Genomic DNA, 19859 nt, shown 5'->3' with positions numbered 1-19859 from the left:
GCAAGACAAGCTAGGAATATATTAAGCTTTCATTCATGGATTCTCCATTGAAAAAGCCCATGCTTCGTAAGAATGCTTGATGGATGAGCATAAAAGGAGCAAGTTTACCATCCCTGATTTCCTGACGCTTGGCTTCCTTTTCTTTATTGATCGGCACTATCGAAATTATTTCTGCACCGGCATCGTTCACATTGCCCGGCATGTAGAAGTGATTTCTTATCCGAGGGAATTCAACAGCAACTTAGATTCAAAATCAATCTTTTACACATGTGCATGGAAAAACACATATTCCCTAATACCGTTCTAACATAAATGAAACCGTTTGCACCCATCAGGTAAAGGAGTTTTTCAATGAAAACAGCAGAAAATCAACCAAATGAATTAAAACGGAGCATGAAAGCAAGACATCTATTCATGATTTCAATAGGGGGATGTATTGGTACAGGCTTTTTCCTTGGATCTGGCTACACCATTCATGAAGCAGGAGCGCTTGGTGCGATCCTCTCTTACATAGTCGGCGGGTTAATCATGTATTTGACCATGCTGTGTCTAGGTGAACTATCCGTTGCGATGCCCGTAGCCGGTTCGTTTCAAACCTACTCGACCAAATTCATCGGTCCTGGAACCGGCTTTGCCATAGGATGGCTATACTGGTTAGGGTGGGCCGTTACCGTTGCCTTGGAATTTTTGGCAGCAGGACAGCTTATGCAAAGGTGGTTTCCTGAATCACCCGTGTGGATGTGGTGTGCGATCTTCGCGTTGCTCATCTTCATGCTCAACGCTCTATCGGCCAAAGCCTTCGGCGAATCGGAGTTTGTTTTTTCAAGCATAAAGGTATTGGCCATCATCCTGTTTATCGGTGTTGGCGGTGCCGCCATGTTTGGTCTTATTGATATGAAGGGCGGCCAAGAAGCGCCGTTTTTCTCGAATTTCTTCAATGAAGGCCTCTTCCCGAACGGCATTTCCGCCCTGCTTATCACGATGATTACCGTGAACTTTTCCTTCCAGGGCACAGAGTTGATCGGAATTGCTGCTGGAGAAAGTGAAAATCCGGAAAAGGTCATACCTAAATCCATTAAACAAACGGTTTGGAGAACCCTTTTCTTCTTTGTCCTATCTGTTTCAGTACTCTCTGCGCTGATTCCAAGGGAAAAAGCGGGAATCGTTGAAAGTCCTTTCGTTGTTGTACTGGATAGTATAGGCGTTCCCTATGCGGCTGACATCATGAACTTCATCATCTTAATCGCCCTATTGTCAGTCGCGAACTCCGGTCTTTATGCAGCGACACGAATGCTGTACTCGCTATCAAGGGAAGGCATGGCCAGTCCGAAGCTCGGTATGGTAAACAAGAGAGGGGTTCCTCTCAATGCTTTACTCATCACCCTAGCCATCGCTGGATTGTCTTTACTTTCTAGCGTCATCGCTGCAAAAACGGTATTTGTTTTCCTTCTTTCCCTTGCAGGTCTTGGGGCTCAAATTGGCTGGATAGCCATTGCCGCGTGCCTGCTCGCTTTTAGGAGGGCCTATGTCCGCCAAGGCGGCAAGGCAGAAGACCTCAAATTCAGAGTGCCGCTATACCCGATCATTCCAATACTTGCTTTAATAGCTAACTGCATCGTCATGATCAGTTTGGCATTTGTTCCCGAGCAGCGCATGGCCCTTTATTGCGGCGGAGCGTTCTTCATTGGTTGTTATGCGGTGTACCACTTTAAAGTGAAGAAATCCAAGGAAGCGGGTACTTCTCAACAGGAAGTGCAATTGACCGAGGGTAAAAAAATGGTGATTTAACACCACTAAAGCGAAGGAGAGAGGTCACCCATTGATTGATCACGACGTGACTTCCCGCATCCGCTACCCATATCAAAAAGAAGAAGCAGCCTGCTGTTCCACACATAAGGCTGCTTCTTCTTTTTGCATATCCCGATTTGCCGGATGATAGCATGTATAGGATGGTGAATTTCAGCTTCACCCCAATTCACTTCAAAAAAAATCATCCGAATCGATGATTGTTAGTTTGTGCAAATTCTTTCAACCTCGGCAGGATGGGCTCCAAAATTTCCTTGGCTATGTAATCCGTTTCCAATCCTATGAAGCGGTCGCTTTCCAATTCGACAGACCTTGCTTCTTCCGGGTCATTGCAAAATATGAACGATATGATCCCATTCTCTTCCCTCATGTCGACATATTTAAATGTGATGTCATGCCTCGTAAGGCAGCTTTCAAACGCAATGCACAATTCATCTATGTTTGCTGGACTTATAGATGTGAATTTCATATTGATCATCCCCTCTGCTACAGGATAACAAAATAAATCTTCAATTACAAAGCGAAATTCAAGACTTCCATAAAGCTGGAATAGATTATCTGACACAAGTGCGGCACCATTTATTTTTTGTGGAAGAAAAGGATGAAGGAAGCGCTTAGTTGATGATGGAGAATGGAAGTGAAGTTTCCTCCTTTCAGTGATTCTTACTGAACATTTCGGTTCATGAGCGTCAGGATCTTCAGGGCGATGACTCAGGAATGCAGCTCCTCGGACGGAGTTCCTTATGAATATTCCATGGCATGTCTCATATCTATATACAAACACCTTGTTAGGAGTGGGCCAACATGAAGTCTTTTTATAAGGGAACGCTCATCTTGATTATTGCAGCGTTTTTCGGTGAATGTATCGAGTTTTTGGTGAACATGATCCTAGCCAGGGAATTACACGAGGAGGGCATGGGATTATATATGTCCCTATTGCCCATTTTCTTTTTGATATATGTGATAGCCAGCCTTGAATTACATATTTCCATATCAAAATTCGTTGCAGAAAATAAACGGACCATGCATTATAACCTTATCATCCATGCGCTTAAAATGGCTGCAGTCGTCGTCTTGATCATGTGTGTGGTCATGCCTTTCATCCTTTCTTTTTCATCCGTCATGGACCGCTATCACCCCTATATTAAATGGCTGCTCATCATCTTGATCCCTATCGTCGCCTTTTCTTCCATCGCGAGAGGGTATTTCATGGGTGTCCAACAAATGGGGAAAATCGCCTTTTCCAATTTTTTGAAAGATATTATTCAATTTGGCTTGCTTTTCTTCATTTTCAACTTATTCCATTTCAATCAAGAAAAGTCGCTGTTAATGGCCTTTTTCGTATTGATCGGCAGTGAGTTCATCGTTTTTCTTTACTTGGTCAATCTCCTGATTCTGCAAATGAGGATCATGGGACGCGGAACGAACACACGAACAACTGGAAAGCATGCCCGGCAGACATTATTGGCGGTATCGCTGCCAACCATGGGGTTAAGGATTTTCCATGCAATAACGAATGCGATTCAGCCATTTTTGATTCATACAGCACTTCTTTCGGCTGGATTCGGGGCCGTGGTGGCTACGGAGCATTTCGGTATGCTCACGGGAGTTGCGATGACCATTGGGTTTTTCCCGGCCTTTATCGCACATTCCCTGATGATCATGCTCATCCCGAATGTTTCGAACGCGTACAAGAATCAGGACAAGGAAAAGTTGAGGGTATTATTGCAAAAATCGATGTCTTTTACCGTATTGTATGGGGTACCTGCGGTGTGTTTCATTTATTTCTTTGCCGAACCATTGACCTCACTCTTTTTTTCTTCAACCTCTGCAACTTACTATTTAAAGTTATTATGTCCTTACTTTCTCTTTCATTTCTTTGTCATTCCCATGCAAGCCTATCTCATTGGCTTAGGATTGGTGAAAGACGCTTTCATTCACACGGTCTGGTCACATATCGTCGCCTTTTTAATGATGTATATCCTTGGCTCCCAAGCTTCACTTAATATGGGAGGAATCATTTTAGGGATGAATACAGGAGCTGTTTTGCTAACGTTCATGCATTACTTGACCATTTGCAAAAAAATCGGGATAAGCATCTTCTTAACGAAATCCAGATCGATATCCATTAAGTGAGAAGGTTGATCGAGGCACTCCCTCATGATCAACCAGCTTGTCGTTTTGAAGGTTCAGGTTAAAAAAAATGAGCCTTTCCCTGTACATATCACCTTGGTTGCTGTATATTTCAACATACTTGGGTAATAATCAAGTAAAATGGTTTAAGTAAACCATACATATAGTAATGGAGTGATTTCATGAGTAAAGCTAAGGCTAAGAGTGGTACGGGTAAAGGCACAGGAACAGGAACGGGCAAGAAGGGCTGGAATCGTTGGAAAACGGGCGCCAACAAGAAAAAAAGCGCAAAACCTTATGTAAGTAAAGGAGTCAAGCATTCCAACGACTCTAAATCTGCAGGCAACCCGAGTGGTGAAAAAACGGATAAATAAAGACAACTTCATGACAGCTTGATGTTCCATATTCTCATACAGGAGGTTGGAAATCTGTATGAGACTCGGGGCCGATATTTCACTCGAGGAACCATCAAGGTAAACGTCCATTATCATACATACTAAAAAAAAGACACTCCCCATACGGTAGTGTCTTTCGTGTTTTTTTTATATTCCCATTACTTGATTTGACTTTTCGGTTTGATTGAATTGATTTTTTTCGGTGAAAACTCTGTCCGAAATCCGTTTGTGGCTTTTTTGACGGAGTCCGTCACCGAATGAATCGCTTCCCCAACATCCTGAGCGGAATCCAATAGCGGTTCGACGGTTTTCATTTTCGCTTTCACATCGTCGGTGATGTCGTTTGCCGTCTGCAATAGTTGTTTCGATTCACCCGATAAATCGTGGATGGCATTTCTTACCTCTTCCAATGTTTTATTGGCTTCACCTATCGTCACCATACCTTTTTGAAGAGTACCGATCAAAAAAACGACGAGCCATATGAACGCCAAAGCGATCGCGGCTATACTATATTGGATAATCATGATAAAAAGCTCCCCCTCTAATGTTAAGTGTTGATGCAATTGGTTTGGATATTTGAGTGGATACCGGGGTGACTTGTGTTTTTAATTGACCAACTTATTTAATTTTGATTTGAACGCCCTCTGCTTCCGCTTGTGGCGGGGCTGTAGGAGTGCTTAAACGATCTTTGGAATCATTCAAACTGGCCTCCTTCATTGAATGCGTTACATTATGAATCATTTCGCCTACGTCTTGAGCAGTTTCCAAAAGAGGGTCGACATTTTCCATCTTACCCTTTACATCTGCGGTTATTTGATTTGCAGAGTGGATCAATTGTTTGGACTCATGCGTCAATCCATGTACGGCATTTCTTACCTCTTCCAATGTCTTATTTGTTTCCTCCAGCGTCCCCATGCCCTTACGCAGCGTCTGGTTGACCGTATAAATTAAATAGACAACCGCACCGGAGACACTGGCCACACTTAATTTGATGAACATTTTCATCTATCCACTCCCTTCCATTCAATTTATGCTCCTCCCCCTTCTTTCATTCCCTAAAGTCCCTGCTTGTCCAGTCACTTTATTAGCATTTCCTGCCTCCATCAAGCGAATAAAGGGTGAAAGGTCGGATGAATGCCGAACATGCCCGTTCTTCTACTTACTTGCTGACTTGTTGAAAAAGCGATTTTGAGGATTGATGCGGCAATACATATATTCTAACGAGGTCTTTTCTGAAATAAATAACGGGTTATTTAACCCCTTTCCTTTAAAGGACTGTTCCCTGCCATAAGCAGGTTTTTTTAAAAAAGATTGTGAAATCCTTTCTTTCAGGCACACTATTACTAAAAAGGGAGGTTCCTATGGCCACGCGAAATGTACCAGCTAAAGATGTTGAGAAAAAGAAAGATGTCGCTTCACCAGTTGTGGAAAATGAAATAGCCCAACTCAATCGATTATTGGGAGCGGTCATGAAATATTTATCAGATGACGAGCAAGAAGAAATCGATATTGAGTATCTTCTTGAAAACACTGAGGGTTTGCGGGATTGGTGGAACGAATATAGGGAGCTTGATCGGAAAAGGGTCGAGGAGGAAATAAGAAATTCCCTGACGGTTTTATCCTTGGATGAACTTGAAACCATCCGTGAACAAATCCGAAATAAGGATAAATGAATCCCCCTGTCTAGGCTTTACAATACAGGGAGGGCCTTATCCTTTTAGTTAACAACTGACCCTTCAAATGTGCTCTTTTTCAATTGAGGGCCTTAGATCCAGTCGAGTGGCCATGAAGCTGACTAATGCCTGCAGCGGATTTATAATGGCATCTCCTGTCAGACGCTCATAGCTCATCGCTGCTTTGACCATGGATAACTGAGCCACCGAAATCTGTCTTTTTTCTTCATTGAATTGCAATAAGCGATTTACGATCTCCTGGTTATATGTGTCGTTCAAACCCTTCATGATCAATTCAAAGGCATTTTCGATGATGATGATTTCAACATCGACGCCCCCATAATTTCTTGAATGGACGTTTAAACGTTTCATCGTTCCTTCGACAGTAGCAGGATTCGTAAATAGCATCACTTGCGGCTGCTGCACTTGGCAAACCAGCTCAAAAAATGGTTCATCAATTTTGATGATGGGCATAGACAGCGATAGCTGTTCTTCGTTTAAAAAAGTAATATAGTTCGTGCAGGTTATCAGGATGGCATCCACATTACATTCGACCATCCATTCCATCTGTTCTTTCACTTTTTTCGAAGCATCCGAAAATGTAAACGTTTCATCTGATGCCACCCGATGCATCAATCCTGAATCTACAAAATGAAGCCATTCCATATCGAATGGCGAAAATGCTTTTTCTATGTATTCTATATTTGAATGGTGTGCATGCAAACAGGCGATCTTTTTTCTCATGAACATCCGTACCCCCGATGCGTTTTCTGATAATTCTAACACAGAAGCCGGCATATCGGTGAAAGGATTTTACTGAATTCATAAGACTCGCCCTGCATGAATGTGGGTCTCAAGCATATATATATCATCGCAATGACAAAAACGGAATGACTATACAAGCCTTAAGGCAGCTTGGCAATTAATAAAAACTGGAGCGTGTTCATTATTCTCTATATCATCGCGATTCTTTTCCCTCCATTGGCCGTATTGTTAGCGGGTAAACCTATTTCCGCTCTGATCAATTTGATTCTCACGCTTTTTTTCTACATTCCCGGATTGATCCATGCCCTTTTTGTGGTGCATGATAAGAAGGCGGATAAACGATTAAAGCGGCAAGCAGCTCTATTGGCCAAAGCGAAACGAAATGATTAGGCACTGCCCATCCTTCAACGCAAAATGACGTACACTTGTAGCGTACGTCATTTTGCGTTGTCCCCCTCCGGACGACCTGAGGAAGCGGATCAATGCAACCGGTGTGTCTTCCTATGGCCTCTATGATAACAAGCATCACATATATGAAAACGTGAGTCATCCGGTAGCTTTTTTCCACAGCGTTTACATTTTCTCTGGTAATTCAACATTTCATCCTTTAATTGATCATGAACGCCCTCACTGATTTCTTCACGGATACGCTCCCAATATACGGCTTCTGTTTTCTTACCCAAGCGGTATAAAAATAAGAGATGAAGGCCAATCGCCTTATAAGATAGCTCCAACTCCTCCAAATTTCTAGTCTTGATGATCGGTTCAGGAAGATCATGGCTCTCGGCTATCGCCTCGACAGTCTCCAGCCACTGCCTGATGAGACTCGGTTCTTTGGCAGAAAAAGGGATATGCAGGAAGCCATACAAATCCAGCAAAGAAAAACGAACTTCGATTTGGGTATCCCTTATCAGCTCGTACAGCTCCCTTTCTTCCGATAGTGAAGCCTTTTTCGTGCCTTTAGGGGGCTCGAACCGCTCCCACATTTCAAAAAAAGTGCCCATGTTCCGGTAATACTTTTGAAAACGCTCGAATACGGCAGAGGTTGGGGCAATCGTAAAGGTTTGAACTGGTTCATCCGCTTGTTCAAGCAACCTATTCATGATTTTGATTTCTGCCGTAAAGGCGACCTTGCCCGTATCATAAATGCCCTTTCTTCCCGCTCTGCCTGCAATTTGTTTGATTTCCTGTGACGTCAGTCTCCTTCTTCGGGTCCCGTCGAACTTTTCATTCTCAAGGAAGACAATGCGCCGGATCGGCAAATTCAAACCCATCCCAATTGCATCTGTAGCAACGACAACCGATGTTTCCCCGCGATTGAAAAGCTCTATTTGCCGTTTCCTGCTCTCAGGTGGCATACTGCCATAGATCATGCTGACATTATGTCCACTCTCTTTCAGACGCGATGCCGTCTCCAATACCTGCCTTCGCGAAAAACAAATGAGGGCATCCCCTTTTTTCGTATATTTCAATTCGAATTCACGCTGTTCCACCTCAAGCGGTATCTCTCGTCTGTATTCAAGGAGCTCCAACTCCGCTTCATCCAGAAGATTCAACAGCATCTTTTTAATATTATTGCTTCCGATAATGTGCACTTCTTTGGCATTTGCTTGCGTAATTGCCCGAAACCAGGCAAAGCCTCGATCTTTATCGGCAATCATCTGCGCTTCATCTATCACGATCACTTCGTGGTAATCCTTTTCATGGAACATTTCAACGGTACTTGAGGTGTGCTTTGCGCCCATGACAGCCTTTTCTTCCTCACCGGTTTTTAATGAGCAAGGTACGCCATCCGCATTCAATTTATCAAAAACTTCAAGCGCCAACAGCCTTAGGGGAGCCAGATATAAACCGCTTTCTGCATCTTTCATTTTTTGCAATGCCTGATGTGTCTTGCCGGTGTTGGTCTCTCCGATGTGCAAGATATAGCTGACCTTTTTTCCTAATGATGGAGTATAGGCCTTGCCAATAATGTCATTGATCATCCTTTGCTCTTCTGCCTGCTTTTTGGCTTGTTCGGCAATTGCTTCAGCTTTTCTTCTTTCTCTATTCGCCTCGTCTTTTTCGAAGATTTCCTCATGAACTGTTTCTTCAAAAGGAATTCCCTCGAGGTTCAATAAATCTGAAACGTATTCTTCTTGAAGTTCATCGAAACAGGCCTGGGACAAATCAGCCAATTCATCTCTCAAGATATCTTGCAGGGCGTGAACGGTCAGCCTTTCCCCATAAGACTCCAAAAAATCATGATGCAAGTGAACAGGCAAATGATTCATGTATTTTTCAGGGGCGATTTTCAGTATCAAATCCGAAACTAATCTCTCATAGCGATAAAAGTAATTTTCGTATTCAAAATGGTTCTTTCCCCAATCGAACAAGGAATGGATATCTCCTGTCAATTCTTCAAAGAAGTCCGTGACCATCAAATATTCATTTGCTTGGAACCCGCCTTCTTCCACCAATTTTTCTTCCAGCAGGTATGGATCGACATATTGGAATTTAGGCTTATTTTTAAGATCCTTTGCCAAAACCCCGGCAATATAAGACCTGACATGCAAATATAAAACAAGTGAGCTTTCTTCAAAATATGAGTTAGCCTCATCTTGCAGTCGGATGCGTATCTTCCACCGTTGCTTTGCGAGACGTTGTTCTTCCTGCCTCTTGAAAAAATCCCCCCGCGCTTCTCTATATCTCTTTTCCCAATCAGCCTGCTTTTCCGCGAAGGTTTCGCTCATCCACGATAATGCGTCAAATGGTCGGTACGTTCTTAATTCATTACGGAACATACTGTTGATCAGCTTATGATCCGAGCCCTCGGTAACGAAGCCCCTTTCGTTCAGAAACACCTTTTTTTCCCTTCTTGGCACATCATTTGATGCTTTATTCAACCATACATTAAGCCAGATTTGCTCAATGAAGGATAATCTGTCTGATACATAGGTTACAAACGAAGGCAATGTCTCTCTACTCTCCAAGTAAAAATTCATATCCTGCATGATTTTTTCCTTCGTATTTTCTATAGCTATAGGATATATACTTTCTAATTTACCCATAATGATCCCCTTTTGAATGTTCCTGTATGTACGGTACGCTTACCTTTTATCCTCTCCAAAACATTTTTTTACATGAGGGCCATCTAGCCTTTTACCCATCATTCAGCCCTCTCCCAAGATTCAGTTACCCCAAGGCGGCATAGCCGATGATGTGCGGCAGCCCAATCGAATGCTTGTTTAGCGGTCGATGGCACTCTTGTCAATTCATTTACAGTATAATTCATTTAATGTGCGAATTGTGCATTTACACATTTAACGAAATCGATAAATGGCCGAAAAATAACATAGGGGCCTTCAATCTTCCCAATCAGAACGAACCCTGGCTCTTATTCGAGTTTAGTGGAAATTCGGACAACTGTCACGTTTCGGCTTTTGTATCTTTGCCGTTCAATAGCAATGATTTTTGGAAAGCTAATTAGATTATCCATATAAAGGAGCCTGGAAATGATACAGCAGGATATCAATTACTATAAAAATTTCGACTGCATCGCGGAAGAATTGTTGGCACTTTTGTCAAAGACGATCAAGGTCAACACATTCTACCTCTCGATATTACACCCTACGGAAAGTTTCGCGATCAAATCCTTCAATAGACAGGCAAGGTTAATTTGTGATGGTGACGTTCTTCCTTATAATATGGTATTTTGCAAATTGGCTGCCGAAAATGGCTCCGAGCCTCTTGTCATTCCTAATTTAGCCGAACACGCTTTGACTCGTGACCATCCTTTAACGAAGTACATTGGCAATGGTTGTTTCATGGGCGCCCCGCTTTTATATGACGGCAAGGTGCTTGGGACTTTATGTGCCTTTGATATTGAACCTTACGATTTTAAAGAATATGATTCTATCCTGATTAAGTCCCTCGCCTCTTTAGCATGTCAAACCCTCATCCTTGAAGATGGGATTATCAGGGATGAATTGTCAGGTCTTTATAATAGGAACTTCCTCTATCATTATTTCGATTATAATAAAGATAAACGGAATGCTGAAATGGCGATTCTTTACATCGATCTTAATCATTTTAAAATCTTCAATGACTCCTTTGGCCATGATGTTGGAGATTTGGTCATTAAACTGACGGCTGAGTGCCTTCAGCAAAACGTACAGGAGGACAGTCACATCTGCCGTATTGGTGGTGATGAATTCATTGTATTACTTCATCCATCGCAAGGTGAGGATTTAATCAACAGAACGCACAGCAGTGCCGAGTTTTTATCGAATCGTTTATCGACGATGCCCATCCTCATTAATGGAAATGATTATTTCATTACCGCAAGTATAGGGATGAGCTTTTATCCTCATGATGGGATGAACATGGAGACACTGTTGAAAAAGGCGGATCGTAGCATGTATAAGGAAAAAAAGTCGCGCCAAAAGGCTGACGATCATTTCCAACCGGGAAAATAAAAAACCAGTTCTCCTTGGAGACTGGCTTTCATTTACCTTAAAAAAATCCATCGTTTCGCTTTCAATCTTTGTAAAAGCCTCAGCAATTCAGCATTATCTTTATGTATCCGTTGCTCGGATGGTGAAGCGGAGGGGGCCGGGATGTTCACTCTCTCGGGTTTTTTGTTCATATTCTGAAAGACCCTTCCTATTCTTTAGTTTTGAATAGTATATGCGGGTTTTTCACAAATATCATAAGGCATTAGGAACAACCCCCTGCCCTAATTCCTATAAAACACTTTTTAAGCGGCTGAAGCGTGCCGACTTTTCTTTATCTTTCAGGATAACGCGTTCGTTCTGTTTCATCACTTTTTTGGTATGCGGGCTTAACCCAACATCGGGTATCTTAACCTGTGGTTTGATTACAGCAACCGAAACTTCACTGCCGACTTTATCATAAATGCTCATCTAACCTTCACCACCTGGATTTTGTTTTATGACCATATCGAACATCATGATCAGTAATGCTATCAATAAACAATCGACTTCTGAAACGAAGCTTTCCGATTTAACGTCAAGGATATATGGTTCCATCAAAATGCTTACTGGCTGGAGTGCCATTTTTTCTTCATCATTATAATACGTATCTTCTCTTTCCAATGTAGCACGAATGGTGCTGCCATTCAAGTTAGGATGCCCAGTCATCACCATTTGCTTGTCCTGTTCCGTCTTGAAAGGAAGAATGTTCACGCTCATCGCTTCCTTTGCAGCATAAGCTTGAAGAAGAATGCTCAAATAAGCCAGGTACTCCTTATTCGTTTGATAGTATTCAGGTATTCCTTCTTTCTTTAACAAGTGAAACATATTTTTGACCTTTTCCCTATTGTCCGTTAAAAGCTTGTCGCTTTCCGCAACGGCTTTTGTTGCGTAGGACAATTCATTGTCGCCAATTTTCGATATATACATGCTCAAGAACACAAACATATCAATCAGAATGAACACAACTGCCATGATCAAAAAGTTTTTCCACTCGTTGAATATACTCATCGGATAGAAATTCCAATAAATCAGCGCTCCCAGTATAAAAATGATATACCAGGTTTTTCGGATCGCTTCGATTTTTTTACTTATCTTGTCTTTATATTTCCAAGACAAGATAACATAGGCCAATAAAGCAAAAAACACCGCCCAGACAAAGACTCTGAAAAAAATTAACAACCGTTATCCCCCTGCCCCTCATACGCCGTTTATATAACTTCTCTCTATATTATTCATTTCATCTACCTCTTTTCCCTGCCTGGAATTTGTGAAACTTATGCCACTCCCCTAAAGTTTCACTTTATAAAGAACGCTTTCTCAAGGGTGGATATTTACGGGACATCTTAGTAAATAACCTTAGTTATTCTGTGATATGATAAGTAACAAAAATATTTGATTTATATGGAGGAACATCATCATGCTGAAAATTGTAAAAATCATCGTTTCTTCTTTTATTTTATTGTTCCTTTTCCTTAAGCTTTATCCTCCACTAGGGAAAAGGACGACGAAAGCAAAAGTGAGAATGTTCAATGAGAAAGATAATTTCGCCAATGGGAAATTCCAAAATCAGGTCCCCACAAGTCAAGCGATGAGTTTAAAGCATACGGGCTCCATATTACGGGATTACATAAGAGGCAATCCGAAAAAAAGGCCAAACACCCCTATCACGATTAACACAAAAGGGATGGCCGCTGATGATTCCAATAAGATTACCTGGTTTGGCCATTCCGCCTTCATGTTGGAATTGGATGGTAAAACGATCCTGGTGGACCCTATGTTCGGCAAGGCCCCCACTCCCTTTCCTTGGTTCGGCAACAAGCGGTTTAGCGGCGAGCTGCCCGTTGACCTGGATTCGCTGCCACCTATCGATGCCGTTATACTGTCGCATGACCACTATGACCATTTGGATTATCACTCAATAAAGAACTTGAAAGGCAAAGTGGGGCAGTTCATCGTTCCCCTCGGTGTCGGGGGACATCTGGAGCGCTGGGGCGTTAACGAAGAATTAATTTCAGAACATAATTGGTGGGATGAGGTTTCATTCAAGGGTTTGCATTTAGTCTGTACCCCTGCCAGGCATTTTTCCGGACGGAGTTTAACGGATGGCAATACCACGCTTTGGTGTTCCTGGGTGATCAATGGTGAGCGGCAAAACATATTTTTCAGCGGCGATAGTGGCTATGGGACCCACTTTAAAGAAATCGGCGAGAAATACGGGCCATTTGATTTAACCTTGATGGAATGCGGCCAATATGATGAACGCTGGTCCACGATTCATATGATGCCTGAAGAAACGGTTCAAGCACATATCGATGTACAAGGAAAAAGGATGATCCCGATTCATTGGGCTGGATTCACCCTCTCCTTTCATGATTGGACAGATCCGATCGTACGGGTAACCAAAGCCGCCAATGAACTTGACGTTCAGGTCTGTACCCCGCAACTGGGAGAACCAGTACAGATCGGTGCAAAAGAATTCCCGCAAACAGAATGGTGGAAGTAAAAATGGTCCATCCCGATTGGGGTGGACCATTTCTTTCATTTCACACTTCGTTCCTGCTTATATCCGAAATTCAACTTTAAGGAAGGCTCTTTCTTCCCTCCAAAGTAATTCGTGCCAACCACACCTAAAATGATCAGTATCGACCCCGTAATATCATAAATGGTGATCTTTTCATGCAAGATGATCGCTCCTGCAGCAATCGTGACAACTGTGGAGAGGTTGGCGAACACGCTCATTTGCGACGCTTTGATTTTTGTTAAAATCGCATTCGACAATAACGAGGTAACCAGGGAAGCCAATATTCCCAAATACAAAATGGAGCTGATGAATTCCATGCTTGACCATGGTGAGAGGAATTCCTCCATCGAACCTTGCTTCAGATGGGAAAATAGCGCGGCAGCATTAAAAATGACGAAACCCGTTCCCATCATGAAAAAGGACATTTCACCTGGTGTATAATCCTTGGCGAGTGAACGTGTCATCGTTGTATAACAAGCGGTAGCAATGCAGGATAGCAGAATCAATATCATTCCAAGCATATCGGAAAAATTGATGGTACTCCCTTTCACCACAAAAATAAAAATGACTCCCATTACTGATAAAACAATTGAAAGCTTTTGATATAAAGAAGTTTTCTCCTTCAAAAAATATCCAGCGATCATCATGGTTAGAATCGGGGTAAAGGCAGATAAAATTCCAGCATCCGTCGATTGTGAATATTTTAACCCAAAAGTTTGAAACGCAAAGAAAAGAGTCGGGAATAATAATGAAAGAGGAATCAAGTACTTTATCGATTCCCACGTATAATTCACCTTAATGACTTTCATGGCGACAAGCAATAAAATGATGACGAATGAGACGGTGAATCGGAATGCCAATGTATCCAGCGGATTCGATTCTGCAATGGCCATCTTCGTGAACAAAAAAGATAAGCCGACTATACTTGCATGTATTATCGCCAGCATGTATGCAAATGTTCGGGATTTCATGGTTTCAACTCCTCAACTAGATTACGATAGTTCCGTTTTAGGTATAGTACCCCATGCATCTCCATCGCAACCCAAATGAAGCGTATTTTTGGGATGTGTCCCTTTCAACTGTAAACACTCCACTCTCGATTTCATACTCTCCTTCCATTACATATAAGCCCATGGCCACCTGGAGAGTTTTTTGCTCGCTATCCGTCATCAGCATCAAATATTTTGAGGCTCCAACAATCTTGGCAAGGATAGATTTCATGCTGTACATTGTTGCCCACCGATGATTTTCTTTTTTTTCAAAGAGCCTGTTAAATATGGTAAAATTTCAACGAGAAAGCGAGGGATACATAGATGTTAGTAACGATCGGGATATTCCTTATGGCTGGCCTTGCTGAAATTGGCGGAGGATATCTTATTTGGCAATGGTTAAGAGAAGGCAAATCCATTTATCTAGGTTTGATTGGAGGCTTCGGGCTGGTGTTATACGGCATCATTGCCACTTTCCAAACGTTTCCTACCTTTGGGCGTGTCTATGCCGCTTATGGCGGGGTTTTCATTGTCTTATCGGTATTATGGGGATGGGGCATCGATAGGAAAACGCCAGATGCATTCGATTGGATTGGGGCTGCCATCTGTTTAGTCGGTGTTTCAGTCATCCTCTGGGCTCCCAGGCACTGAAAACGACGGACGAAAAAAAGAAACAATCAACACTACCTTTATGTCATACCAACAAAAAAAATCCCTCTTTGAGGGATTTTGACTTTATGCATTAAGCATCCATTGCTTCCTTGCGCTTTCTTTCCCTTGATTCAGTAAATAAATCATAAGCAAGATAAAGAATGATGGCTCCGCCTAACAATTTAATGTACAACGGTATTTCCGCTACAAAGAAATAAACCATTGAGAATAATGTCCCGATCATGCATAACCAAAATATTGAATGTTTTAAAATTTTCAACGTGGTGACTCCTCTCAAGAGATGAGATTAATTACTGCTTCCCTCCCTTTTCAAGGAGGAATTAATTATCCGTACACTCATTCTAACATTTTTTCTTAAGATATTGGAGCAATACGTATTACGAAATTATGAACAATGAGTGCAGTTTCTACTTCTTTTCCTTCATTACTGTAAGAGCATGGAAGATTAGATCAATGCGAGCATGTGAAGTAATCCGCACTGTAAATGGACTGCCAAAAAGAAGAAAAGCACGAAATAATAGCAGAAATCCTCTCCTTTCATGCCTTTGCATGGAATGCTCAATTCTTCGTTTCGACTTTCATGCCAGCTCTTGGCTTAGAAAGATCACTTTTGTAGTAATCCTGTTTCACTGGAACAAATGATAAAGCGATGGCGGCAATTAGACCAGGAATGGCAAAGGCAATGAAATTTAATTGAATGGGTAATGAAATGGATAATAAAAAACCGCCAAGTATCGGTCCAAGCATCCCGCCAATCCTTCCGATCCCAGAGGCCACGCCAAGTGCCGTCGACCGGATGACGGCTGGGTAGTATTGGGAAACAAAGGCCTGTATAAGGTTCTGGGAACCAATCGTACAAGCTCCTGCAACAACTACCAATATGTAAATCCAGAACAAGTTGCCTCCCATACCCATTAAAGTCAAACTGATTGCCCCAAGCGCATACATGGGCACGAGCATTCTTTTAAACCCATATCGATCACACAGTTTAGCAATGATGAGAGTACCCGCGATGGCTCCCCCTTGAAGGACGACCAAGAAACCTAAGCTTGAGTTCAGTGCATATCCAGCCTCAAGCATCAGCTTTGGAAGCCATGTATTCAATCCGAATATCATCAACAAGCACATAAAATAGGCAGTCCAAAACATCAGCGTGCCAAAAGTGCGAGAGTCCTTAAACAACCCAATGATTGGTATGTTTACATCCTTTTTTTCCAAATCTAAAATATCGTCTTCCATATTACATTTGTTTGCTGGATCGACCCTGTTCAATATGTTGAGCAATTCCTCTTTTCTATTAACCCGGATAAGATGCGACGTGGCCTCCGGCAATCGCTTCAGCAAAATAGGTATAAATAACAATGGTATACCCGCAAACCAGAAAATGGATTCCCAACCTACTGAGGGTATAAGTACAATTCCAAGGATGGGGGCAAGCATTCCGCCAACAGAATAACCGCATAAAACGATTGAAACGACCATGCTCCTCATCCTTTTCGGTGAATAATCCGTCAATAAAGCAATCACATTTGGCATGACGCCCCCCAGACCCAAGCCCGCTAAAAACCGAAAAGTCGAAAACATCGAAGGCGTATCTACAAAACCACATAACAACGTAAATAAACTAAATAAAATCAATGAGATGGCAATAACTTTCTTTCTGCCAATCCGATCCGCCAATATGCCAAAAAAGATTGCCCCGAACATCATTCCAAACAAACCGTAGCTTCCCATGGCCCCTGCCTCGACTGAAGTGAGGTTCCACTCATCGGTCAATATCGGAACGACTGTCCCATAAATAACAAGATCGTAGCCATCAAAAAGGATAATTACGAAGCACCATGCTAGCAAACCGAAATGAAAGCGGTTAAATCGACTGTTGCCTATTACCTCTGCCGTGTTGATTTTAGCCATTAAACTAACTCCTCCCATGATTTTCGATACATCACCCAAATGATAACGCTTACTTTTCAAAAAAATATTTCATCACTATTTATACAAATAGTGAACTTTGTTATCTATTTATCATTATAAACAGCAATTATCAGATAATTCAATATAAAATTCCACAATCATCAATAATCCAACTTCACCATGCTTCTTCTTCTTGAACACAACAAAAAAACCAGTTCCTAATGGGAACTGGTTTTCAAATTAAAATTGGAAGCCGCCATTGCCGTATTCAAGTAAGAAAGTTTTAAACCACCACTCCTCAAAGTGGGTGTTTGCAGAAACAATCCTGTTGTCCAGGTCAGTGACGAGGCATAACATTCCTGTTTCGATGTAAAACTCCCTATTACAGCTTAAAGGTTAAAACTTAATTATCATTACGAACAACGCAGCTTGTATAGTTATAATACATAATTTCCTTCAACCTTGCAAGTTATTTCATTCCTTAGCAAGGAAATTATCACGAACTATTGAAGGACCGGTCACAATGGAACGATCGTTAGCCTAATCTGTAGGCTTGAATCTTTACAATAAATAGTAAATAGCCTTTGCAAATACATATCAGGGGTCTATAATATTAACTAACAGATTCGATTGGAGTGATTTTCATGCTTTCAAACATTGGTTTTCCCGGTTTAATAGTGATTCTACTGCTAGCTTTGGTCGTTTTTGGACCGAATAAGCTCCCGCAAATCGGACGAGCAGTCGGCACCTCCCTCAGGGAGTTCAAGGATGCAACAAAGGGGATTACGGAAGAAATCCAAGAGGAATTCAAAGAAGATGTCGAAACGGCTAGGAAAGAATCCGCCAAATGAAAAAGACGCCTGCACGCAGCAGGCGTCTTTGATGCGTTTGAGGCGTAGAACCGTCAGGCCACATCCCGACGTTTAGCTAAAAGCTTGTTCTGCGGCTTACACAAATTAGCTCATCGCTTTATTAATATAACATTAACCGCTGCTGTTTTCAAGTATTTCTTTTTTTGCCAACCTTTTTTTGTAATGATTACTGCGGATATTCTAGCGAGTTGATTTTTGAAATACACAACTCCTTACAGGTTCAGTGTCATTTCCGTCAATTGATCTGAGGAAACCGCAACTTGATTGAACGCTTCGTTAATTTCATCGAATATCGCACTCAGTTCTGTCATCTCCTTGGTTGTTTTAATATTTTGCTCTTTTACTGTAAGCATGGCCTTGGCGATGTCGGTAAAAAACAAGCCCGTTTCCTTCCCTTGCTTCGTACCTTCCGTGATTTCCCCGCTAACCAAGGAAATCGATGTATTCATTATATCGGTAAAATGAGCGATGCCGCTAACCAGCTTCACGACCTCCGAGACGGAATCCTTGGTATTTTCCGACAGCTTCCTTACCTCACCCGCTACAACCGCAAAACCTTTACCATTTTCACCTGCTCTTGCCGCTTCAATCGCTGCGTTCAGTGCCAACAAATTCGTTTGTTCCGCAATGGATGTAATGATCGTGACGATCCGTTCGATTTCCTTGGAAGTTTTCGATAGCTGCTCCATATCCTTGGCAATGATCTTCATCTGCTCCTGCGTTCTCATCAATCTTTTCTCTAATCCTTGTAACAGCGCCACTCCTTCATTCGATTTCCCCTCTGCCTGAATCGCGATTTCTGATCCCTTCTCGGTGAAACCATGAATTTCAGAGACCTTATTTGCCATCAATTGAGTCGCCGAGCTAGTCTCCTCACTGATCGCTGCCAACTCTTCTGCATTATGGTTCACCTGCCGCTTTATCGTTTCTTTTGCGTCCAGGTTTTCTTGACGAATTTTCTCATTTTCAAGTTCATACGCCTCTAAAACGATTTGCTGCTCTAAATTGAAGATTTTTGTGACAGCCAAGATGTTATTCTGATATTGGTCCATATCCTTTAAGTTGGAAAGCACATGAATGATTACTGATTGCAATAAATCTTGGAATGCGCTCATATACCATTTTGGCTGCAGTCCGATGCGGACATGCACGTGCGCGATCACATAGCGCTGTTTGATATACGCATCATTGATCGTGCCGCTGAACATTTCGAACATATGTCGATGCAGGGTCTTTTTCAGCCTTTCAACGGAACTGTTATCAGAAATGATTTCCTTTAATGAAGGTTCATTTTCCAAATTTTTATAAAAATTATCGACTATTTCGGTCAAATGATCTTTCACCTTGTCCTGCATGGAACGAATGATACATAAGTCCGCAATCGTTAGATGAATCATGTCCACTTGCGTCAATACACCCGGATATTCGGTAATATCAATACCGATCTGATCCTTGAATTGCGAGTAATCTATGGTCTCTATTTTCCGCCTGCTTCTCCATCTACTTTTCATCACTAAATTGCCTCCCATTTTCTCTACCACTATTTATTATTTCGACATAGTGCCCAACTTTCTTTAATTATTTAGATAAAACTGCCTATGAATAAGTACTTTTCACCCATATCTAAGGACCTTGTACGCTGAT

22 protein-coding genes and 1 other RNA gene are annotated in these 19859 nt (G+C 41.9%); 9 read left to right on the top strand and 14 right to left on the bottom strand.

The window, feature by feature from the left end:
* Positions 1–10: 10 nt before the first annotated feature.
* A complete protein-coding gene (locus tag MHI53_RS11790) occupies positions 11–202 on the bottom strand; it encodes a hypothetical protein (RefSeq protein WP_061141927.1) in 192 nt (63 codons plus the stop codon).
* Positions 203–351: 149 nt separating this feature from the next.
* Here MHI53_RS11790 and MHI53_RS11785 point away from each other — a divergent pair, with 149 nt between their 5' ends.
* Positions 352–1788: an amino acid permease gene (locus MHI53_RS11785; protein ID WP_061141928.1), complete on the top strand. Its 1437-nt coding sequence runs from the start codon at positions 352–354 to the stop codon at positions 1786–1788.
* Positions 1789–1990: 202 nt separating this feature from the next.
* Here MHI53_RS11785 and MHI53_RS11780 read toward each other — a convergent pair whose 3' ends face one another.
* Complete coding sequence (locus MHI53_RS11780) at positions 1991–2275, bottom strand: hypothetical protein (RefSeq protein ID WP_155645443.1); 285 nt, start codon at positions 2273–2275, stop codon at positions 1991–1993.
* Between the two features lie 335 nt (positions 2276–2610).
* Here MHI53_RS11780 and MHI53_RS11775 point away from each other — a divergent pair, with 335 nt between their 5' ends.
* Positions 2611–3942: an oligosaccharide flippase family protein gene (locus MHI53_RS11775; protein WP_061141930.1), complete on the top strand. Its 1332-nt coding sequence runs from the start codon at positions 2611–2613 to the stop codon at positions 3940–3942.
* 179 nt (positions 3943–4121) lie between these two features.
* Complete coding sequence (locus MHI53_RS11770; protein WP_061141931.1) at positions 4122–4313, top strand: DUF3934 family protein; 192 nt, start codon at positions 4122–4124, stop codon at positions 4311–4313.
* 179 nt (positions 4314–4492) lie between these two features.
* On the opposite strand, the gene MHI53_RS11765 is transcribed toward MHI53_RS11770, so the two are convergent.
* Both MHI53_RS11765 and MHI53_RS11760 read right to left on the bottom strand, forming a co-directional pair.
* A complete protein-coding gene (locus MHI53_RS11765) occupies positions 4493–4858 on the bottom strand; it encodes a DUF948 domain-containing protein (RefSeq protein ID WP_061141932.1) in 366 nt (121 codons plus the stop codon).
* A gap of 94 nt (positions 4859–4952) precedes the next feature.
* Positions 4953–5339 (bottom strand): DUF948 domain-containing protein, encoded by a 387-nt coding sequence (locus MHI53_RS11760; protein ID WP_061141933.1) that lies wholly within the window; start codon positions 5337–5339, stop codon positions 4953–4955.
* 356 nt (positions 5340–5695) lie between these two features.
* Between MHI53_RS11760 and MHI53_RS11755 the strand changes: the two genes are divergently transcribed.
* Positions 5696–6007: a hypothetical protein gene (locus MHI53_RS11755; protein ID WP_061141934.1), complete on the top strand. Its 312-nt coding sequence runs from the start codon at positions 5696–5698 to the stop codon at positions 6005–6007.
* Between the two features lie 63 nt (positions 6008–6070).
* On the opposite strand, the gene MHI53_RS11750 is transcribed toward MHI53_RS11755, so the two are convergent.
* A complete protein-coding gene (locus MHI53_RS11750; protein WP_340373556.1) occupies positions 6071–6757 on the bottom strand; it encodes a hypothetical protein in 687 nt (228 codons plus the stop codon).
* A gap of 198 nt (positions 6758–6955) precedes the next feature.
* Between MHI53_RS11750 and MHI53_RS11745 the strand changes: the two genes are divergently transcribed.
* Positions 6956–7162, top strand: coding sequence for a YqaE/Pmp3 family membrane protein (locus tag MHI53_RS11745; RefSeq protein WP_061141970.1), 207 nt, complete (start codon positions 6956–6958; stop codon positions 7160–7162).
* 89 nt (positions 7163–7251) lie between these two features.
* Here MHI53_RS11745 and MHI53_RS11740 read toward each other — a convergent pair whose 3' ends face one another.
* Complete coding sequence (locus tag MHI53_RS11740) at positions 7252–9822, bottom strand: DEAD/DEAH box helicase (protein ID WP_340373555.1); 2571 nt, start codon at positions 9820–9822, stop codon at positions 7252–7254.
* Between the two features lie 444 nt (positions 9823–10266).
* Here MHI53_RS11740 and MHI53_RS11735 point away from each other — a divergent pair, with 444 nt between their 5' ends.
* Positions 10267–11229, top strand: a complete 963-nt coding sequence (locus tag MHI53_RS11735; protein WP_061141937.1) for a sensor domain-containing diguanylate cyclase — start codon at positions 10267–10269, stop codon at positions 11227–11229.
* Positions 11230–11496: 267 nt separating this feature from the next.
* Here the strand turns inward: MHI53_RS11735 and MHI53_RS11730 are convergent, their stop codons facing one another.
* The gene (locus MHI53_RS11730; protein WP_061141938.1) at positions 11497–11676 is read right to left on the bottom strand and encodes a hypothetical protein; all 180 of its coding nucleotides are present in this window, start codon (positions 11674–11676) and stop codon (positions 11497–11499) included.
* Positions 11677–12426, bottom strand: coding sequence for a type II toxin-antitoxin system SpoIISA family toxin (locus tag MHI53_RS11725; protein ID WP_061141939.1), 750 nt, complete (start codon positions 12424–12426; stop codon positions 11677–11679).
* A gap of 238 nt (positions 12427–12664) precedes the next feature.
* Here MHI53_RS11725 and MHI53_RS11720 point away from each other — a divergent pair, with 238 nt between their 5' ends.
* Positions 12665–13750: an MBL fold metallo-hydrolase gene (locus tag MHI53_RS11720; protein ID WP_340373554.1), complete on the top strand. Its 1086-nt coding sequence runs from the start codon at positions 12665–12667 to the stop codon at positions 13748–13750.
* 35 nt (positions 13751–13785) lie between these two features.
* Here MHI53_RS11720 and MHI53_RS11715 read toward each other — a convergent pair whose 3' ends face one another.
* On the bottom strand, positions 13786–14739 hold the full coding sequence (locus MHI53_RS11715) for a DMT family transporter (RefSeq protein ID WP_061141941.1): 954 nt from the start codon (positions 14737–14739) through the stop codon (positions 13786–13788).
* Between the two features lie 37 nt (positions 14740–14776).
* A complete protein-coding gene (locus MHI53_RS11710) occupies positions 14777–14998 on the bottom strand; it encodes a hypothetical protein (RefSeq protein ID WP_340373553.1) in 222 nt (73 codons plus the stop codon).
* A gap of 83 nt (positions 14999–15081) precedes the next feature.
* Between MHI53_RS11710 and MHI53_RS11705 the strand changes: the two genes are divergently transcribed.
* Complete coding sequence (locus MHI53_RS11705) at positions 15082–15408, top strand: YnfA family protein (RefSeq protein WP_340373552.1); 327 nt, start codon at positions 15082–15084, stop codon at positions 15406–15408.
* Positions 15409–15499: 91 nt separating this feature from the next.
* Here MHI53_RS11705 and MHI53_RS11700 read toward each other — a convergent pair whose 3' ends face one another.
* The 3 genes from MHI53_RS11700 to ssrS all read right to left on the bottom strand — a co-directional run bounded on the left by MHI53_RS11700 (position 15500) and on the right by ssrS (position 17777).
* Entirely contained in the window at positions 15500–15688 is a 189-nt protein-coding gene (locus tag MHI53_RS11700; RefSeq protein WP_340373551.1) for a hypothetical protein, read from the bottom strand.
* 299 nt (positions 15689–15987) lie between these two features.
* Positions 15988–17343: an aromatic acid/H+ symport family MFS transporter gene (locus MHI53_RS11695; protein ID WP_340373550.1), complete on the bottom strand. Its 1356-nt coding sequence runs from the start codon at positions 17341–17343 to the stop codon at positions 15988–15990.
* Positions 17344–17589: 246 nt separating this feature from the next.
* Positions 17590–17777, bottom strand: a non-coding RNA gene (gene ssrS / locus MHI53_RS11690) — 6S RNA.
* Positions 17778–17987: 210 nt separating this feature from the next.
* Here ssrS and tatA point away from each other — a divergent pair.
* Complete coding sequence (gene tatA, locus MHI53_RS11685; protein WP_061141945.1) at positions 17988–18194, top strand: twin-arginine translocase TatA/TatE family subunit; 207 nt, start codon at positions 17988–17990, stop codon at positions 18192–18194.
* A gap of 233 nt (positions 18195–18427) precedes the next feature.
* Here tatA and MHI53_RS11680 read toward each other — a convergent pair whose 3' ends face one another.
* Positions 18428–19726, bottom strand: coding sequence for a globin-coupled sensor protein (locus MHI53_RS11680; RefSeq protein WP_061141946.1), 1299 nt, complete (start codon positions 19724–19726; stop codon positions 18428–18430).
* Between the last annotated feature and the right edge of the window lie 133 nt (positions 19727–19859).

It is taken from the genome of Peribacillus sp. FSL E2-0218, from assembly GCF_037992945.1.
GTDB classification, from domain to species: Bacteria; Bacillota; Bacilli; order Bacillales; family DSM-1321; genus Peribacillus; species Peribacillus simplex_B.
This window is presented reverse-complemented; position numbering and strand designations above follow the sequence as displayed.

Excerpts from the sequence above, each read along its gene's own strand:
- MHI53_RS11790 (WP_061141927.1), bottom strand. The coding sequence starts at position 202 with ATGCCGGGCAATGTGAACGATGCCGGTGCAGAAATAATTTCGATAGTG.
- MHI53_RS11785 (WP_061141928.1), top strand. The coding sequence starts at position 352 with ATGAAAACAGCAGAAAATCAACCAAATGAATTAAAACGGAGCATGAAA.
- MHI53_RS11780 (WP_155645443.1), bottom strand. The coding sequence starts at position 2,275 with ATGAAATTCACATCTATAAGTCCAGCAAACATAGATGAATTGTGCATT.
- MHI53_RS11775 (WP_061141930.1), top strand. The coding sequence starts at position 2,611 with ATGAAGTCTTTTTATAAGGGAACGCTCATCTTGATTATTGCAGCGTTT.
- MHI53_RS11770 (WP_061141931.1), top strand. The coding sequence starts at position 4,122 with ATGAGTAAAGCTAAGGCTAAGAGTGGTACGGGTAAAGGCACAGGAACA.
- MHI53_RS11765 (WP_061141932.1), bottom strand. The coding sequence starts at position 4,858 with ATGATTATCCAATATAGTATAGCCGCGATCGCTTTGGCGTTCATATGG.
- MHI53_RS11760 (WP_061141933.1), bottom strand. The coding sequence starts at position 5,339 with ATGAAAATGTTCATCAAATTAAGTGTGGCCAGTGTCTCCGGTGCGGTT.
- MHI53_RS11755 (WP_061141934.1), top strand. The coding sequence starts at position 5,696 with ATGGCCACGCGAAATGTACCAGCTAAAGATGTTGAGAAAAAGAAAGAT.
- MHI53_RS11750 (WP_340373556.1), bottom strand. The coding sequence starts at position 6,757 with ATGTTCATGAGAAAAAAGATCGCCTGTTTGCATGCACACCATTCAAAT.
- MHI53_RS11740 (WP_340373555.1), bottom strand. The coding sequence starts at position 9,822 with ATGGGTAAATTAGAAAGTATATATCCTATAGCTATAGAAAATACGAAG.
- MHI53_RS11735 (WP_061141937.1), top strand. The coding sequence starts at position 10,267 with ATGATACAGCAGGATATCAATTACTATAAAAATTTCGACTGCATCGCG.
- MHI53_RS11730 (WP_061141938.1), bottom strand. The coding sequence starts at position 11,676 with ATGAGCATTTATGATAAAGTCGGCAGTGAAGTTTCGGTTGCTGTAATC.
- MHI53_RS11720 (WP_340373554.1), top strand. The coding sequence starts at position 12,665 with ATGCTGAAAATTGTAAAAATCATCGTTTCTTCTTTTATTTTATTGTTC.
- MHI53_RS11715 (WP_061141941.1), bottom strand. The coding sequence starts at position 14,739 with ATGAAATCCCGAACATTTGCATACATGCTGGCGATAATACATGCAAGT.
- MHI53_RS11710 (WP_340373553.1), bottom strand. The coding sequence starts at position 14,998 with ATGTACAGCATGAAATCTATCCTTGCCAAGATTGTTGGAGCCTCAAAA.
- MHI53_RS11705 (WP_340373552.1), top strand. The coding sequence starts at position 15,082 with ATGTTAGTAACGATCGGGATATTCCTTATGGCTGGCCTTGCTGAAATT.
- MHI53_RS11695 (WP_340373550.1), bottom strand. The coding sequence starts at position 17,343 with ATGGCTAAAATCAACACGGCAGAGGTAATAGGCAACAGTCGATTTAAC.
- tatA (WP_061141945.1), top strand. The coding sequence starts at position 17,988 with ATGCTTTCAAACATTGGTTTTCCCGGTTTAATAGTGATTCTACTGCTA.
- MHI53_RS11680 (WP_061141946.1), bottom strand. The coding sequence starts at position 19,726 with ATGAAAAGTAGATGGAGAAGCAGGCGGAAAATAGAGACCATAGATTAC.